This is a genomic window from Streptosporangium sp. NPDC000509 (assembly GCF_042898365.1).
GTDB lineage: Bacteria > Actinomycetota > Actinomycetes > Streptosporangiales > Streptosporangiaceae > Streptosporangium.
Window position 1 is genome coordinate 1 of the sequence record NZ_JBIAYX010000027.1, and the last position, 16,854, is coordinate 16,854.

A 16,854-nucleotide genomic window follows, 5' to 3' on the forward strand; every position below is an offset into this window, starting at 1 on the left:
CGGGCCCGTGCCGGTGTGGTTTTACTGCACGCCGTTTGCCGCCCGCCCCCCCCGGGGGGGGGGGGCCCCCCCCGGGGGGGGGTGGGGGGGGGGGGGGCCCCCCCCCCGGGGGGGGGGGGCCCGACGTGTGCCCGCTCAGTGGGAGAGGGTCAGGTCGTCGTGCAGGTGGGGGTGGGGATGTTCCTACTGGAGCCGGAGACGACGAGTCCGAAGGTGGTGGAGGCGCCGGCGCCCAGCGAGCCGTTGTAGGCGGCGTTGCGGGCGGTGACCGCGGCCCCGCTGCTGGTCACGGTCGCGTTCCACGACGACTGGATGCTCTCGCCGTTCGCATAGGTCCATTTCACCGTCCAGCCGGTGATCGGGCTGGAGCCGGCCTTCACGCTCACGTCGATCTGGTAGCCGTTGGACCAGTCGGAGGCGATGCGGTAGGTGGCCGAGCAACCACCCGTACCCGGGGTCGGGGTCGGGGTGGGCGTGGGAGTCGGGGTCGGCGTCGGGGTGGGGGTCGGAGTGGGCGTGGGGGTCGGGTTGGGGTTCGTGCCGCCGGTGAAGTTGACGTCACTGCAGAAGTAGTACGACTGGTCGAGGTGGCTCGCCTGCCAGACGGTGTAGACGATGTGGTGACCGGTACGGCCGGGCGCGTTCACCGGGATGGCCGTGGTGGTGCCCGTCGGCCTCCTGCCCAACTCGTTGACGAGTTCCAGGTCACTCCACTTCAGCGCCTGGGTCTTGGGGTTGAAGCCCTGTTTGGTGACGTAGACGCGGATGTAGTCCGCGCCGTGCGAGGCCTGGTCCAGCAGGTTCATCGTGAACGAGGAGGGACGGTCCACGGTCTTCCACGCGCCCACCGTGTCCATGGTCCGGTAACGGCCGTTCTCGGTCCGGCCGCCGCTGCACAGCTGTCCGTCGGGGATCGCGCCCTGGTGGTTGCCGCCGACGTTCTCGCGGAACAGCCCGTTCCAGTTCCACATCGCGTTGGGGTTGTCCTGCCAGGCCTGCCAGCACATCGGGTCCTGCTGGGCCATGGCCGGGTTCTGGAAGTCACCTCCCCAGCGCTCCCAGCAGCCGTAGTTGCGCGAAGGCGGGTCGCTGATCGAGCCGTGCGCCGAGGCGGGGCCCGCCAGCACGGTGGTGAACATGAGCGCGGTCGCGAGCGCGACGGCGGCCGCGACGACCATCCGCCAGACCGAGACTCGGTGGACGGTGACGCCGTCGGACACGTGCACTTGATCTCGCAGAAGTCGGAGCGTACGTGACCTCATCGTGTGAAGGTCTCCTTTTGAAAGGCCGGGATTTCGAATGCCGGGGTGACGAGACCTGGCGCGCCGAATGAGGGCGGAGTCCTCACGCCAGAGGGTCACCACCGTCGCCCAATCCCCGGCCCCGGAGCAACAGTGGCGCACACTCCCCGGACGGCGACCGCCCGGGAACTGGCCATACGCTCCAAAACGGATGAAAGGTTCATTTCCCATGTTTTTCCGGAGACAGCCCCGGCATCCGTTCCCGACATCCACCCGGAGTGACGCTCTCACCCCGTCCCGCCGAAAATGATCGGCAACCGCGACGAGCGACAACCACGCTGAGCGTGGACACCGTCATGACTCGCCCGAAGGCACCGGCCCGAGGCGCGGCTGTCGACGTAGCCGGCGATGTCACCAGAAAGCGGCAGCACTGTCGGGCTTGCGGTCGGAGGCGATCCATGCCGAGGCTGGCTCGGCGGTCACATCCGACGCCCCTTGGGACGAATCTTGATCTCGCGCATGTCGGTCACCGCGATCTGCAGGATCTCATGCGAATGCCCGTGCGCCTCCAGCGCGGCCATCGCGCCGAGCGCCGCCTCGTCCTGGCCGTCGTCCGGACCAGCCGGAACCTGGCAGCGGAAGGTGAAGACCGTCACGCTTTGATCGTGGGTGAACGTCCCGGCCTCGGTGTAGGCGATGTCGCCCGCGGCCAGGACGGCCGCCCGCCCCGCGTCGTCGAGCCCGGTGAACTTCCCTCTGATCGTCACTCTGAACAACTGCTCATCCCTCTCGTACGGCATAGCCGAGCAGGCGCTCCCCCATGAGGCCCTCCGCGGCGTCGATCAGCTTCAGCACGTCCGCGGCGATGACGTCCGGCCGCTCGCCGGCCGTGGACCGCCTGCCGATCTCCGACAGGACCATGCTGTGCAGGCTCCCCAGCTGCCAGGCGGCAGCCTGCGGCACCGGGTCGCCGGGCTCGGCGCCGGTCTCCTGGACCAACTGCGCGGCCAGTTCGGCGGTCATCTGGTGGGCAAGCCGCTCAAGCCGGGCGGTCAGCGTGGGCGCGGCTCGCATCATCTCCAGCACGCGGCCGAACCCCTCGCTCAGCCCGACCCTGCGCTCCTGCCCGCCCACCTCCTGCCGCAGCCGCGCCAGGACCGCATCGGCCGCCGACTGGCCGGGCTCACGCCCGCGCACCATGTCGGCCAGTCGCTGCGGGGATGCTTCTTCCGGTGGCAGGACGAGGTCCTCTTTGGTGTGGAAGTAGTTGTAGACGGTGTTGACCGACACCTCGGCAGCCGCAGCGATCTCGGCGATCGTGACGTTGTCGAAGCCACGCGCGACGAACAGACCGAGGGCCACATCGGAGACACGCTGCCGGGTCTGTCGCTTCTTGCGCTCGCGCAGGCCCTCAGACATATTTGGAGCCTACTGAAAATTTGGGGTCGATTGCAATCTTACGTCTTCCGCACCATCTTGGCGCCGTGGCCGTCAAGCCGTGTCTCACGTATCTCGGCGTGACGCGCGCCTGGGATCGAGCGCGAGCAGTCGGACACCGTCAAACAAACCGTCGAACAAACCCGCAACCGGCCGCCAAAACCCCCGGCGGCCCCTCGGAGGGAGCCGCCCGTGATGCCGATGACCCCGGATGCCCGCTCCGGGAAGCTCGCTCACCGGCCTGGGAGTCCTCACTCACCTCACCCGGCTCCGGCCTGACCACAGACGCGCGAACTCGCCGGAACGGGACGAGGTCTAGCTGAACGACACCGACCGCAGGGTGCAGTTGGTCATCCACGGGCCAGGGTTGACCGGTGCCGTGGAGCACCTCCAACTCGCGGTGATGCTGGTTGTCCCGGCGGGAATGCTGGTGTACTCGGACGTTCCGTCGAAGTCGCCATACGGGGAGTGGCCGCTGCTGCACAGGGCCCTGACCCCCATGCCCGTGGCCCCGGCGGGCAGTGCCTGGGTGAACTGGAACGCGTACGTGCCGGGGACGGTGACCAGGCCGGGGACTATCTGGGACGATCCGGTGGAGAGCCTCACGTTCAAGGGATACCAGTTGCTGACATTTCCATAGTGGTTGGAATTGGTGCACTCCACCCTGCCGTACAGTACGGCGCTGGTCGCGGCGGCGGGTTGCGCCAGGCTCACGACACCCAACGCGCAGGTGACGATGAGCGCGGATCCGAGCGCCAGCCCTCGACGAAGCAGTTTCGCGGCGAGCATCTCCGTTCCTCCTTAATACTTCTGACATCGGCCACCGCGAATTCAGCATCCTCACCCGGCACGGTCAACGGTCGAGCGATTTCAACAGAGCCGCAACCATTACGGCGAGGGGAACTCGAAGTCCGAATCCATCGCCGGTCGATTCGTCGTCTTGCAGGGAAACGACCGCGCGGGAGAACGTGCAACCAGCGACGTTGATGAAATTTCCACGGACGCCGACGCTGAAGGCGTATGTCTGATGTTTCGGTCCGCCGATCGCGAGTCGCGTCCGGCACCCTTGAAAGATTCAAGGGTGCCGGGACGCCACGTCGGCTCAGTCGAGGAAGGGTGCCGGGACGCCGCGTCGGCTCAGTCGAGGATCTGGACGTACCCGTCGGTTCCGTGGACGCGGATCCGCTGCCCGTCCCGGATCAGCCGGGTGGCCTGCTCCACCCCCACGACGGCCGGCAGGCCGTACTCCCGCGCGATCACCGCCCCGTGCGTCATCAGGCCGCCCACCTCCGTCACCAGTCCGGCAACGGTGACGAACAGGGGGGTCCAGCCGGGGTCGGTGTAGGCGGTGACCAGGATGTCGCCCGCCTCCAGGTCGGCCCGCGCCATGTCCGTGACGACCCGGGCACGGCCTTCGACGGTCCCGGCCGAGACCGGGAGACCGGCCAGCGCGCCGGGCGGGGCGTCCTCACGCCGATACCGGCCGGTGATGACCTCGCCGTCCGAGGTGAGGACCCGGGGCGGCGTGAGCGCCTCGTACGACCGGAACGCCTCCCGCCTTTGCCGGATGAGTTCGACGTCCGCGTCGTTGGTACGCACGACTTCCCGCAACTCCGGGAAACGAAGAAAGAAGACGTCTTCTTTCTCGCGCAGGACGCCGGAGCGGACGAGACGATCGGCCTCCCGCAACAACGCCTGCTTGTAGACGAGGTAGCGGCTGATCATGCCGTACTTGGGATACTCCCGATAACCGGCGAAGGTGCGGACGCGGTCGATCATCCGTTTGGTCTCCTCGGCCTTCCGCTCCCCGTCGGGCAGGGCGCGCAGCCGCGTCAGAAGTTCCTGCTCCTTCCTTCGTGACTCCAGGAGTCCCTGTTCGAAGTGTCGTTTGCCGGCGCCCGGCTCGAAGTTCCTGATGTTGCCGAGGATGGTGGGCACGAGCGTGGCGGGTTGCTCGCTCCAGCGCGTCCTGGTGATGTCGATCTCGCCCGTACAGCGCATGCCGTACTCGTCGAGGTAGCCCCGGATGGCGTCACGTGCCTCCTGCCCGCCGGCGAGCCCGGCCAGCTCGTTCAGGAAGCCGTCGCCCTCCCGGCCTTCGTCCGCGACGCGGTGCAGGAACGTCACGACGTCGGCGTGCGGTCGGATCGTGTCCGCGACGTCGAGGAGCGCCAGCCCCATCTCGGAGGTGACGTTGTGCGGGACGGACTGCGTGAGCGCGTCGGCCGCGTTCTTCTCCCCCAGCCACGCCTCGAGGTGGTCGTTGAGCCACCAGGCCGCCTCCATCCCCGCCATGATCACCTGAACGCTCCGCGGATCGAACAGGATGCGCTTCAGCTCCGCGATATCGGTCTGGATGAAGTCGAGCAGCGCCGTCCCCGACAGTGTCCGGATCTCGCTCCGCAGGGTGGCGACGGACTCCTGGCTGTGGCGGATCAGCTCGGTGACGACGGCCGGATCGGTCTCGATCGGGGCGGGTGCCGCACCGGCCGGTGCGGCGACGGAGTCCTCGTCGGGAAGCGAGCGGATGAAGTCGCCGCGGTCGAAGACGGACTGTAGCGCGTCCCGGATCAGCGGGTCGGACCTCCCCAGGGCCCCGAGGAGGTTCGCGCGTCCCGCGGACGTCGCCAGGACGGGGGCCACGTCGACGAACAGCCGTCCGCCCGCCTCGTGCATCGGCCGCGGGGTCGTCAGCTGCCACAGGGAGAGTCCCAGCGGCTTCATCGCGTCGGTCATCATCTGCTGGTGACCGACGGAGACGTAGAGGTGGTTGTCCTGGTCGTCGGTCTCCGGGACGGGGAACAGGGTGGTGATCGCCCGGCTCTGGACGATGTGGAAGCCGTCGCCGACCAGGCACCACTCGATGTCCTGGGGCCTGCCGAAATGCGCTTCGATGCGCCGGCCGAGCCGCACCAGACGCACGACCTGTGCGTCCGTCAGAGCCGGCTGCGTCTGGCGCCCCGGCTCGACGGGTACCTCCTTGGTACCGCCTGCCTGCGACGCCTGGACGGACCGCGACTTGGTCGCGACCGCCGTGGTGACGATCTGGTCGTCGCGCACCGCGTAGACGTCCCCGGCGACCAGACCGGAGACCAGCGCCTCACCGAGCCCCCAGCCGGCCTCCACGGTGGCGATCTTCCGGTTCGAGGTCACGGGATCGGCGGTGAAGAGGATCCCTGCCGCGTCGGGGAACACCATCCGCTGTACGACCACGGCCATCCGCACCCTGCGGTCGTCGAAGCCGTTACGACGCCGGTAGGTCACCGCCCGCTCGGTGAACAGCGAGGCCCAGCACATTCGGATGTGCGAAAGGATCGCCGGCAGGCCCACGATGTTCAGGTACGAGTCCTGCTGGCCGGCGAAGGACGCGGTCGGCAGGTCCTCGGCCGTCGCGCTGGAACGCACCGCGTAGGATTCCTGCTCCCCGAGCCGGGCGAGCGACTCGCCGATCGCCGCCACGAGATCGGCGGGAATCGTCACGCTTTCGACGACGCGGCGGATCTCGGCGCTCAGGGTGCGGATCGCCGCGTGGTCGTCCGGTTTCACGCGCGACAGCAGATCAAGTTGAGCGTTGATCGACGGTGCTTCGGCGACGACCCGCTGGAAGGCCTCCGTCGTGACGCAGAAGCCGTCCGGCACGCGAATGCCGTTGATTCGCGAGAGCTCGCCCAGGTGCGCGCCCTTTCCTCCGACGTCCGCGATATCCGTCGAGTCGATCTCCTCGAAACCCAGTACGTAACCCAATTCCGTTGCCCCCATCGTTCGTCGGGTCGGTTCGCAACGGGCAGTATGAAGTACTTTTTGATGTCTCATGAGGCGCGCGAATCTGGTACAAAATGAAAAGGGCGGGGTGCGGCGCGTCCTCAGTCCTCGGAACGCGAAAAGCCCGGCCCCCTCGCGACGCGAGAAGACCGGGCCGTACGGATCCCACTACCTGAGCGCGAGCCACCGATCCGCCGCCACCACCGCGATCCACATCATCCCGGTGAGCGCGCCGATCGCCAGGGTCAACGATCCGGCCGTTCCGCCCGTCATCGCCCACCCGTTGCCGAGGGCGAAGACCAGACCGCTGAGCCGCGAGGCGGCGGCGAAGCCGGGGCGGCCCGCCCGGGAGAAGTGGCGGCCCAGCACGAAGCACGCCACGATGTACGCGGTGAACGCGACGGACCCGGCGACCATGTGCATGAGGCCGCTCGCGCTCAACGTGCCCGTCTGACCCAGCGGGGTGCCCGCCGGGAAGCCGTCACCCGGATCCATGACGAACACCCCGGCCGCGGCCATCGCGACCCCCGCGACCAGGACCAGCCGGGGCGCCCAGGTGCCACCGGGCGTACCCCGCAGCGCGCGGCCCAGGCCGATTCCGCCGGCCACCGTCAGAGCCCCGCTGACCAGGAAGTTGGTGATCTGCAGCCAGCCCAGGTCACCGGTGCTCAGCATGCTCAGAGGGTGGCGCGTCAGATCGAAGCCCTCGCGGGTGAACACCTGCGCCAGCGACACGGCCGCGAAGAGCGGTGCGGCGGCGACGGCGCAGGCGAGCAGCACACGCGTCGCCGGGGTGGCGGAACCGGTGGCGGTGGGTCCGGGGTGCAAGGCGGTCATGACGTTCCTCTCTGCCGCGACGGGGATCCGTCGCCGTACTCGTTCCGCCGGTCTCGCCCGGCCTCGCTGACGCGTCGAACGATGAGGACGGGATTCGACGCCGTCACGCCATCGCGCCTCTGAACTGCGCCGATGCCGATCCGACCGCATTCCCTGTCACATCGGACCGTGCCCCTGGCGGATCCTCCCCCGATCGCAGGCGCGAACAGACGCGAAAAGGCCACCGCCGTCATCGACGAGTCGCCGTGACCGTGGAACGCAGGTCAGGCAACCGGGCGGATCTTCCCCCCGGCCACCCGACGCAGCGTCGCCGCCAACCGGTCGCGCGCCTCGATCTGGACGGCGATGCGCTCGTCAAGGACGGCGAGGCGATCCAGCGCGATCTGAACGTCCCTGTCCGGTGGTGGTGCGGCCACCACTGGCGAAGCCGCTGATCTGGGAGGTGTCAGGTTGATCTGAACGATCCGGGGTGGGGTTGTTCGAATTCAGGTGGCATTCCCGGTGAATCTCAGCGCTGTGGCCGCGCTATCGGTGAGGGAGGGCCGCGAGGTGGTCTTGGAGTTCGGCGTGGCGGAACTGGTAGATCGGGCCGACGGTGCGGAGCAGCCCGAGGCGGTGGGCGTCGTCGAGAAACGCCATCAGCTTGCGGGGGAGATGCTTTTTCTTGGCCAGTCGCCAGACAGCGATGGTGTAGGCCAGCCAGGCATGGTGGTTTCCCTTCGCGATCCCAAACGCGATCCCGACAGCGATCCCGATCGCGATTCCGACTGTGAGCCCGTCCGCGATCCCGCCTGCGAGCCCACCCGCGAGCCCGAACGGGAGCCCGAACGTTACGGTTCGTAGCAGTGTCAGGGTTCTGTCGGCTTTCCAGCTCGTCAGCGGTGTGGTTGCGACCGTGGAGGACGCGGGCTGTTCCGCCCACTCCATCGCTCCGGCCGCGAACACGGCCGCGAACACGGCCGCGAGCGCAACCATGAGCCCGACCGTAAGCCCGACCGTGAGCCCGTCCGCGAGCACAACCAGGAGCACGACCGCGAAGACGACCCCGAGGACGACCGCGAGCACGCCCCCGATCCCGCCCGCGAGCACGTTTCGCATGTGTTTGATGAGGTCGGCTGTTCTTCCTGGCAGATACAGGTTGGCATATCCGGGGGGCTCGCTGAACCATGTACCGCCCGCGAACACGGCCGCGATACCGAACCCGAGTCCGGCCGCGATACCCTCCACGATCCCGCCCGCGACTCCGACCACGAGTCCGACCGCGATACCGCTCAGAAGTCCGACTCGCCAGGTGACGCGGCGGCGTTCGCTGTGAGGGATGGTGTGTTGGGCGAGGTGCCACCAGGCCAAGTCGTAGGTGTCGTGGTCTTGTAGCACGCGGGCCAGGTAAGTCAGGTGGTCGCGAGCGCGGTCGGGGTTCCAGGCGATGCGGGGCCGGAAATGGTCGGCGGGGTCACGGCTGGGGAGACGGTCGTTGATGACAGCGACGACGAGATGGTCCAACAGATGAGCCCGCAGCGTCGCGTCCTGCTGGGCCAAGGGGCCGGTCAGTGGGACGGGGTCGGCGGCAGTGATGATGTAGACGGTGCGGATCAGCCACAGTCCCAGCGCGGTTTCTGCCAGCCGACTCAGGCCTGGGCAGGAACCGTCATGCAGCGCGGCCCAGATTGGGGCCCAGTCATGGCGGGGCGTCGGTGGCAGGGTGGTGCGCAGGTAGGTTTCGGCGGCGTCAGGAGTGATGGCGGCCGGGGCGATGACCGCGGTGGCGGTCAGTACATCCCCGGCCTGCCTGACCGCTTGGTCGTATTCGGTGGTGCGGCTGGTGAGAATGAACTGATCGCCGGAGGCCAGCCACCGATTCAACGCCGAGATCACCGCGATGCGGGCTTGCGGAGGAATTTCGTCCAAGCCGTCCAGGATGGGCAGGATGTGGCCGTGATCGAGCAGGGTCTTGGCGGCGCCTGTCCCGAACTGCGGGGCGGTCAGCGCCGGATAGTCCAAAGGCAGGCGCATGGCAAGCCAGTCGTGCAGCCGCGGGTGGAGGTCGATGTCCCAGCCGTTGACCGGTACCAGCACCGGCACCGGGTCGGCCGCGTCACGCCCCGGGGCCACCAGGTGCAGCAGTAGCTGTATGGCCAGGGTGGTCTTGCCGCTGCCGGGTCCCCCGGTGATGACCAACCGCCGACGCCGCAACCCTTGAAAAGCATGAACCAGCTTGGGGATCTGGTCACTGGATCCGCTGAACATCAACAGGTTCTCACCGACCAGCCGGGGATGGTCCATCACCCCGGCGTCGGTGACCAGGTGCCAGGAGATCCTGATCGGTTCGGGATCATCCAAGGACCGGATGGCCGCCTCGGTACGCCACTGCTGGAAGACCAGGCCGGTCAGCGTCTTCTTGGCCGCAGCGATGGTCTCTTCGGGGCTGGTCTGCGTCGAGGGTGAGCGGGCAAAGCGGTCGGTGAGCATCCCGTAGAGCGTCAGGGCAAGACTGCTCAGCGCGATGAACACACCGATCACACTCGCCGACTGGTCGGCCTCTTCCAGCTTGTCCCGGGTGAGCAGATAGAAGCCCATCGCACTCACCGTGCCGATGAACACGATGATGCCCGCCCATTTCAGAACGCGTCCCGACATAATCTCATCATTCCGTGACCACAAGATCACATGAAACGATACGAAGTGTGCGGGCACGGTGTGATCGGAATCGTTAGGCTGCCGTCACCCACCGTGGAACGGATTGAGACGGCGGTCGCCCCCGACATCTCCCGCACACGCCGCCGCGCTCGGGCAGCCTGCTTGGAACACGCCGGCGAACAGCGCCTCCACCGGTCGGTCGCCTCCACCGGCAGGTGAACGCCCCTCGTCGATGGCGCATTGGAGCAGCACCCGCCTCAAGCGTCCTCAGGATCTCGGTGGCCGCACCACACCAGACGATACTTACTCGAACTCCACCGAACCACGCCGCTGTACGGCCTTGTCCGGATAACTCCGAACGCGTTCCCAGACGACCTGCGCGTCGCCGATCGTCGATCCGACGAAAGGAGCACAACGTGCTGGCAATCGGCCGTACATCACGGTGGGCCGCGGGCATCGCCGTGGCACTCACACTGGTTCTGGCGTTTCCCACCGGCGCGCAGGCGGCGGTGGGCGATATCGGCTTCGTCCGGACGATCTCCTACAACGTGCCCGGAGCCGTACACATCGGCCCGGTCAACCCCCTCGACTGGGCGTCCGCGGCGACGATGCGGCCCACCGGCGACACCGTCTACGTCGTGGCCGGCGGCGACGGGGGGTCGGGCACGGCCAAACCGGCGATCTCCTCCTTCCGCCGGGCCGCCGATGACACCCTGACCTTCACCGGATGCATGGGCGGTGTCACGGGTTGCCGGTCGACGAGGGTGGGCGGCGTGGTGCTGCCCGACCGCCTGTACGCCGCCGGCTCCGTGGTGGCCGCCGGCTCCCACGTGTACGCCTCCACCCCCGCGGCGGTGGTCGGGTTCCGTACGTTGACCAACGGCGACCTCGACACCGACTTCTGCGCCTGGGACCACGACTGCGGTGGCGTCGCCGCCCTGCCCGGACTCGCCCCCTGGTCCACGGCCGACCACGCGCTGACCGCGACCGCCGACGGCCGCGACCTGTACCTGTACGCGGCGGGATCCGGCAAGGGCGCGGTCTACCACCTGCGCCACGACAACGGCACCGGCCGCCTGGCCTTCCACGGCTGCATCGGCGAGGCGATGCCCGGCTGCACCACGATCGGCCGCACCGGCGTGATGACCTCCGCGGGCGACGCGGTGCTGAGCGCCGACGGGCGCAGCCTCTACATCGTGGCCAGGAATCCCGGCTCGGTGACGCACTTCCGCCGGGACCTGGCCACCGGCTCGCTGGCGGAGGCGGGCTGCCTCTCCGAGGCGGGGACGAGCGGCTGCAACGTCCCCACCACCGACGGCCTGCTCGGCATCACCAGGGGCGCCATCACCCCGGCCGGCGACAGCCTGTACGTCTCCGGCCCGGGCGGCGTCAGCCATCTGCGCCGTCTCACGGGCAACGGGGACCTCGCCTACCAGGGATGCATCGGCTTCGCCGCCGGGTGCAGGCCCACCGGCCCCCAGGGGGCGTACGTGGACGTGGCCGTCTCCGCCGACGGCGCGAGCGTCTACGGCAGCACCCAGGGCCCGTCGTTCACGTGGGGCGCGGCCACTCACCTGCGCCGCTCCTCCAACGGCGACCTCACATACGCGGGGTGCGTCGGAGAGGGTCTGCCCGCCATGTGCAGGGAGATCGGGCCGACAGGCGTGATGAACCACGCCGGCCCGCTCCTCGCCCCCGACTCACGCGTGCTCTACAGCCTGGGCGTGCACTGGCGCGGGGCCTTGACCCAGTTCACGCGCCAGACCTCGTAGGCACGGCGTAGCCCCGCCGCAGCCGGCGCATTCCGGAGTCGGCGGTGAGAAGCATGGCGAGACGCTCGGCCGGGGACGCCTGGCCGAGCGTCGTTCGCGGTCGGACAAGTGGAAAGCGAACGCTTCGGATGCCACCCACCGCGTGGTGCCTGCTCAGATCTGGTTCGCGCCGCCGTCGACGTGGATGTTCGCGCCGACGACGTAGCTGCTCTGTTCCGAGGCCAGGAAGGCCACGACCGCGGCGGCCTCCTCAGGCTGACCCATGCGGCCCTTGGCCACGGTCGCGGCGACATTCTCCTTGACGGCCCGGGCGGTCTCCTCGTCACCGAAAGCGGCGGTGCCCCCGGGAGTCTCGATCCATGCCGGCGAGACCACGTTGACCCGGATGCCACGGCCCTTGAGCTCGTTGGACCACGTCCGCGCGAAGGACCGGACGGCCGCCTTCGACGCCGCGTACGCGCCGAACGCCTCCACTCCACGGTCGCCGGCCGCCGAACCGACCAGGACGATCGAGGCTCCGTCGTTGAGCAGCGGCAACGCCTTCTGCACGGTGAACAGCGTGCCTCGGACGTTGACCGCGAAGGTCTGGTCGAAATGCTCCTCGGTGGTCTGTTCCAGTGTCACGAACGCACCGATCGCCGCGTTCGCCACGACCACGTCCAAACCCCTGCCCCGCGCCCGGACCGCCTCGTAGAGCCGGTCCAGGTCCTCCGGCTTCGAGATGTCGCCGACGACCGCGGTGGCCCGGTCCGCTCCGATGGTCTTGACGGCGGCCTCCAGTTCGGGCCCGCGTCGGCCGGTGACGAACACGTACGCGCCCTCGTCCGCCAGCCGTACGGCGGTGGCCAGACCGATACCGGTGCCGCCCCCGGTGACCACCGACGTCTTGCCTTCCAGCTGTCCCATGCGGGTATCTCCATCACTCTCGATGCCGATCCGTTCGACGTCGATACTGCGGGAGATCGGGGATACTATCCATAATGCAGAGTCCGACATTCTTTACGTATCGTCCAGGAGGTGTCGTCAGTGCTCGGATTTCGGGATCCGGTGGCCGACGCGATCGGCCTGCTCCGGCCCCACACGGTGATCGGGCCCAGTCTCCGGGCCACGGGAGAGTGGGCCTTGCGCTTCGACACGTTCTTGCACGTGCGGATCGGCGGCCTCGTACGCGGCACGTGCTGGTTGATCCTCGAAGGTCACGAGCCGGTGTTCCTGCGGGAGGGTGACACCTTCATGCTGGGCAACCCGCCGCCTTACGTGCTGGCCGGCACGCTCGACGCGAGCCCGCGCCCCGCGGAGCCGGTGTTGGCGGGCGCCGAAGACGGGTTCGTGCGGATCGGCCCGGAGTCCGAGGAGGACCTCTACCTCTGCGTCGGGCACATCGCGTTCGACGACAGGAACGCGGCCCTGCTGACCGATCTTCTGCCGCCGCTCGTGATCGTCCGCAGGGCCGATCCTCACGGCAGCCGGCTCGCGCAGCTGATCGATCTCCTCGCCACCGAGGTCGGGGTCGCCGCCGCCGGCGGCCCGCTGGTGCAGAACCACCTCGCACAGATCCTGCTCGTGCACATGCTGCGTGCTCACGCCGGTCAGACAGACCGGCCCACCGGCTGGCTGGGCGCCCTGAACGAGGACGGCATCGGTGCCGCCCTGCGTGCCGTGCACGCGGACGTGGCCCACCCCTGGAGCCTCAAGGAGCTCGCCGAGATCAGCCACATGTCGCGTTCCGCGTTCGCCCAGGCATTCAAGAACCACGTCGGGATCCCACCGTTGGAGTACCTGATCCAATGGCGCATGAGCCTCGCGCGCGACGCCCTCGCCCGCGACACTCTGTCGATCTCCGAGCTCGCACGGGCCACGGGCTACCTGTCCGAGAGCGCGTTCAGCACCGCGTTCCGCCGCGTGGTCGGCTCATCGCCCGCACAGTTCCGTAACCAGGCACGGCAGCAACCGCACTCGGCCGCGAACGAAAGCTGAAGCAGTCGTCCCGTGCTCAGCCGCGCCGCTCACATCGGCGACGAAGACACCGGCACACCGCCCGCCTGCCGCTGTCGAACGCCCTCTTGAACTGAGGTGCCCAGCAGATTCCGGACAGTCGGCTACATAAGCTGACAGAAGTCTGGAAGAGGTAGGTACGTGTCTTGTGCTGCTATCGCGTGGACGCGAGAGGAGTCCGATAAGAGCGCCGTGAGAGCGAAGAAGGACCGGTGCCATCCATGGTCGGATGTGTGAGCCAGGTGGCCGAAAGGGTCGGCTCTCGATTCATGATTACAAGGAGGGTCGAATCTCGTCGTGAGCGTCTCCGTCCGGGTCATTAACGGCATCTGGGGAAGGCCAGCCGCCGGACTTACGGTTAGCCTCAGTCGAGAGGTCGATGGTGAATTTGTGCAGCGATGGACCGGGCGAGCAGACGAAAGTGGGCAGGTCTTGAGCTTGTAGGAACTTTCACTACCGCCTGGAGCGTACAGGCTTGAATTCGATCTTGTTGACTACTTCTGCGCGCCGGCACGCGCCCTATAATTCGGCGATTGGGATGTACTTCTTCATGGCCAACCGTGGCCATGTTTATAGGATCACGCTGCTGGCGACTCCCGCTAACTGCACCATATTCAGGGAGGATGGGTAATGAAAGCTAAGCCAGGAGTGCCTTCGCAGTTCCTGCCCCTGCCCGCAGGTCATATCACAGCCGGTGTCGCCGTTCTGCCCTCAACAGGACTGCGCCTTGACAGTGGGATACCATTTGATAATTGGCTTGGAATTGGCCAGGGGTTGGCCGAGGCCGTGAGCAGCTCGGCATGGTGCCTAGGCGACTGGCTGATTTACGGTGAAACTCGCTTCACCGGGCGCTACCGCAGTGCTATCGAGCAAACCTCGCTTGATTACAAGACGCTTCGCAATTATGCGTGGGTCGCCAGGAAGTTCGCGCACGCAAGGCGAAGAGCGGGGTTGAGCTTCGAGCATCACGCCGCAGTCGCCAGTCTCCCCGAACCGGAGCAGGACTATTGGCTTCGGAAGGCGGAGTTGTTTGGTTGGTCGAGGAACGACCTGCGGCGCGAGGTGCGCGCCAGCCTCGCCGCGCGCGGCGAGGACCTGGCTGACCGAGGTATCGCGGCTGGGGCAACCGCTGATGATCACGCCAGGGGTCACGATCATGCCAGGCATGAAGGTACCGGTATCGGCGACAGCGCCATGGCCTTGAAACTGCACCTTGATGTCACCGACGATCAGCTTGCCATGATCACGGAGGCGGCCAGCAAGTCTCAGCTCTCCGTTGGAACGTGGGCGCAGCTGATGCTTGAGCAGGCCGCTCGCGCGGCTCTGGCATTCGCTTCGCGGGACCCGAACCCGGTGACGCGAGCCATCGGCTGACACTTGGCGGCGGACAGCGACACGGTGCCTGCCGGCAGCTCGGCCTGGTGAATAACAAGTGAGGTCGCCCTGCTCCCCCTCACCGATCAAGCTGGGCGAACCGCTGAACGGCGTCGCGGTACGCCGCAGTCGCATCGGCGCGCGTATGCGAGGAGCCCTCGGAGTAGAGCAGAATGCGGATTTGCTCGCCCATCTCTTCGCTTCGATTGAAGCTGGCCTCGAACGGGAAGTCCGTGTGGGACCAGTCTTCGACCGCCTCCAGCGTGTCTAGGCCGAGCCGTAGCGCGGCGCCGGCGATGCTGTGGAAGCTGTTGAAACCAAACAGAGAAGCCGGTACTACTGCCCTGCCAACGGTGCGGGCCAATTGGGCCAGCGGAGTCCGGCCGCGCATGGTGACCTTCATCAGCTCCCGATGCGCCCGGGCAACGGCCTCCTTACCAGGTGCTGCGACGTCGATTCGCAGCGGGGCGACGTTGAGGAACATCCCCCGCGCATCCACGCCGTTCGGTACCGCGAGCCGGGTATTGACAGGGACGCCGGTCAAGATGCTCCGCCCGCCGACCAATCGCGCCTGCGCCTCAAGGTGGATCGCGAGAAGCACGGACTTCAACCCGGAGGAGGAACTCGCCGCAAGTCGGCTCAGCATCCGATTCTCCTGGCCTGCGATCTCCACCGAGTCCTGCCAGGTGTGGCAGTCGCGAGTGGTCTCGGCACTCGACTGCGTTTCCAGTCCGTCCAGGTACCGGCTCCACCACTGTGAGTCGGCGAGCGTGAGCGACTGGAAGAGCTGCTGCGCGCTATGCTCGCGGAGTCTGAAGCGGGGCGAGGCGTTCGAGGCAGATGACGCCGGCTGCTCGGGGGGCCGCCCGGTAAGTTCCGCGACGTAGCGCTCTAGGAATTCCACGAGGTTCAGATGGGTGCTCCACCCGTCAGCAATCGCATGCGGCTCGGTAAGGGTCAAGGTGATCGCCGTCTCGCTCAGGAGGTGGACCGTGATCGTGACGAGGGGCGGATCCTTCAGATCGATGGTCCGCGTGTTCTCGGCGTCAGCGAACTCGGCCAACCGTTGTTGCTGTTCACGGTCGTGGAGCCCTCGCAAGTCGCAAACTTTCACCAATGGCCGGTCGACATGGCTCAGTACGATCTGCATCGGGCGCGAGTAGCGGTCCAAGTCCAGCAGCGAGCGGAACATTTCATGCTCCCGCACCAAGCCAAGCCCGGCCGCCTCGAAGGCTGCGGGCTCCACGCGAGGTACGGTCAGACGCGAGGTCGCGACGTTGTGATAGGCCGGGACACCGATGGCGCCGCGGTCTCGGAGGGCAGCGGCCATGAGCATCCGGGTGGCCATCACGGCCTGTTGCTCGCTCATCGGGAAGGCATCCACGGCACTGACCGGCAGCCGTCGGCGATCATCCGGCGAGACCAGACCCAGCGCGGGTATCTGCACCCATCGGTCGTCTGGAACCTCGAATGCCTCCACCTCGCTGCCTCCGGCTGCCGCGTAGAGCGTCGCGCGGACAGACTCGGAGATGGTGTCGCGGCCCCGACCTGTCACGATTGCTCCCCCGTTGGACGTGCTCGGGCCGCAAGGGACTCGATCTCGTCATCTTCTAGTACGTCGCGAATGGTGAGTTCGACACCCCGTGTGCGCGCGATGGCGACAAAGCGCACACACAAGATTGAGTCGCCGCCAACGGCGAAGAAGCGCGCCGAGCGGTCAGGCGGTGCATCAAGGCCGAGAAGCTCAACCCAGATGCTCCCGATCAGCTCTTGAGTTTCATCGATGGTTCTCACGGCTG

General features: G+C 67.5%; 14 protein-coding genes. 4 read left to right on the forward strand and 10 right to left on the reverse strand.

Translation table 11 applies throughout. From position 1 onward, the window contains the following. Window positions 1–149: 149 nt before the first annotated feature. The 6 genes from ACFY3D_RS35700 to ACFY3D_RS35725 all read right to left on the reverse strand — a co-directional run bounded on the left by ACFY3D_RS35700 (window position 150) and on the right by ACFY3D_RS35725 (window position 7,277). Window positions 150–1,220 (reverse strand): lytic polysaccharide monooxygenase, encoded by a 1,071-nt coding sequence (locus ACFY3D_RS35700; protein WP_389988196.1) that lies wholly within the window; start codon window positions 1,218–1,220, stop codon window positions 150–152. 500 nt (window positions 1,221–1,720) lie between these two features. After that, a complete protein-coding gene (locus ACFY3D_RS35705; RefSeq protein ID WP_389988199.1) occupies window positions 1,721–2,017 on the reverse strand; it encodes a DUF6204 family protein in 297 nt (98 codons plus the stop codon). Between the two features lie 4 nt (window positions 2,018–2,021). Beyond that, on the reverse strand, window positions 2,022–2,660 hold the full coding sequence (locus tag ACFY3D_RS35710; RefSeq protein WP_389988202.1) for a TetR/AcrR family transcriptional regulator: 639 nt from the start codon (window positions 2,658–2,660) through the stop codon (window positions 2,022–2,024). 333 nt (window positions 2,661–2,993) lie between these two features. Next, window positions 2,994–3,467 (reverse strand): hypothetical protein, encoded by a 474-nt coding sequence (locus ACFY3D_RS35715; protein ID WP_362921671.1) that lies wholly within the window; start codon window positions 3,465–3,467, stop codon window positions 2,994–2,996. Window positions 3,468–3,815: 348 nt separating this feature from the next. Next, on the reverse strand, window positions 3,816–6,437 hold the full coding sequence (gene rph / locus ACFY3D_RS35720; protein ID WP_389988205.1) for a rifamycin-inactivating phosphotransferase: 2,622 nt from the start codon (window positions 6,435–6,437) through the stop codon (window positions 3,816–3,818). Between the two features lie 171 nt (window positions 6,438–6,608). Beyond that, complete coding sequence (locus tag ACFY3D_RS35725) at window positions 6,609–7,277, reverse strand: DUF998 domain-containing protein (RefSeq protein ID WP_389988208.1); 669 nt, start codon at window positions 7,275–7,277, stop codon at window positions 6,609–6,611. Window positions 7,278–7,522: 245 nt separating this feature from the next. On the opposite strand from ACFY3D_RS35725, the gene ACFY3D_RS35730 reads away from it, so the two are divergent. After that, window positions 7,523–7,711, forward strand: a complete 189-nt coding sequence (locus ACFY3D_RS35730) for a hypothetical protein (RefSeq protein WP_389988211.1) — start codon at window positions 7,523–7,525, stop codon at window positions 7,709–7,711. A 91-nt stretch (window positions 7,712–7,802) separates the two neighbouring features. Here ACFY3D_RS35730 and ACFY3D_RS35735 read toward each other — a convergent pair whose 3' ends face one another. Further along, complete coding sequence (locus ACFY3D_RS35735) at window positions 7,803–9,914, reverse strand: NACHT domain-containing protein (RefSeq protein ID WP_389988214.1); 2,112 nt, start codon at window positions 9,912–9,914, stop codon at window positions 7,803–7,805. A gap of 416 nt (window positions 9,915–10,330) precedes the next feature. Between ACFY3D_RS35735 and ACFY3D_RS35740 the strand changes: the two genes are divergently transcribed. Continuing rightward, window positions 10,331–11,686, forward strand: coding sequence for a hypothetical protein (locus ACFY3D_RS35740; RefSeq protein ID WP_389988217.1), 1,356 nt, complete (start codon window positions 10,331–10,333; stop codon window positions 11,684–11,686). 153 nt (window positions 11,687–11,839) lie between these two features. On the opposite strand, the gene ACFY3D_RS35745 is transcribed toward ACFY3D_RS35740, so the two are convergent. Next, window positions 11,840–12,592, reverse strand: coding sequence for an SDR family NAD(P)-dependent oxidoreductase (locus ACFY3D_RS35745; protein ID WP_389988220.1), 753 nt, complete (start codon window positions 12,590–12,592; stop codon window positions 11,840–11,842). 111 nt (window positions 12,593–12,703) lie between these two features. Between ACFY3D_RS35745 and ACFY3D_RS35750 the strand changes: the two genes are divergently transcribed. Then, window positions 12,704–13,663, forward strand: a complete 960-nt coding sequence (locus tag ACFY3D_RS35750; protein ID WP_389988223.1) for an AraC family transcriptional regulator — start codon at window positions 12,704–12,706, stop codon at window positions 13,661–13,663. Window positions 13,664–14,311: 648 nt separating this feature from the next. Beyond that, on the forward strand, window positions 14,312–15,055 hold the full coding sequence (locus ACFY3D_RS35755) for an LmbU family transcriptional regulator (protein WP_389988226.1): 744 nt from the start codon (window positions 14,312–14,314) through the stop codon (window positions 15,053–15,055). 79 nt (window positions 15,056–15,134) lie between these two features. On the opposite strand, the gene ACFY3D_RS35760 is transcribed toward ACFY3D_RS35755, so the two are convergent. After that, window positions 15,135–16,610 (reverse strand): condensation domain-containing protein, encoded by a 1,476-nt coding sequence (locus tag ACFY3D_RS35760; protein ID WP_389988229.1) that lies wholly within the window; start codon window positions 16,608–16,610, stop codon window positions 15,135–15,137. Then, window positions 16,607–16,849, reverse strand: coding sequence for a phosphopantetheine-binding protein (locus ACFY3D_RS35765; RefSeq protein ID WP_389988232.1), 243 nt, complete (start codon window positions 16,847–16,849; stop codon window positions 16,607–16,609). Before ACFY3D_RS35765 ends, ACFY3D_RS35760 begins: the two co-directional genes overlap by 4 nt. Window positions 16,850–16,854: the final 5 nt, after the last annotated feature.

What these genes read in the sequence shown, in the direction of transcription:
- ACFY3D_RS35735 (WP_389988214.1), bottom strand. Translation starts at nt 9,914, where the DNA reads ATGTCGGGACGCGTTCTGAAATGGGCGGGCATCATCGTGTTCATCGGC.
- ACFY3D_RS35725 (WP_389988208.1), bottom strand. Translation starts at nt 7,277, where the DNA reads ATGACCGCCTTGCACCCCGGACCCACCGCCACCGGTTCCGCCACCCCG.
- ACFY3D_RS35710 (WP_389988202.1), bottom strand. Translation starts at nt 2,660, where the DNA reads ATGTCTGAGGGCCTGCGCGAGCGCAAGAAGCGACAGACCCGGCAGCGT.
- ACFY3D_RS35745 (WP_389988220.1), bottom strand. Translation starts at nt 12,592, where the DNA reads ATGGGACAGCTGGAAGGCAAGACGTCGGTGGTCACCGGGGGCGGCACC.
- rph (WP_389988205.1), bottom strand. Translation starts at nt 6,437, where the DNA reads ATGGGGGCAACGGAATTGGGTTACGTACTGGGTTTCGAGGAGATCGAC.
- ACFY3D_RS35755 (WP_389988226.1), top strand. Translation starts at nt 14,312, where the DNA reads ATGAAAGCTAAGCCAGGAGTGCCTTCGCAGTTCCTGCCCCTGCCCGCA.
- ACFY3D_RS35715 (WP_362921671.1), bottom strand. Translation starts at nt 3,467, where the DNA reads ATGCTCGCCGCGAAACTGCTTCGTCGAGGGCTGGCGCTCGGATCCGCG.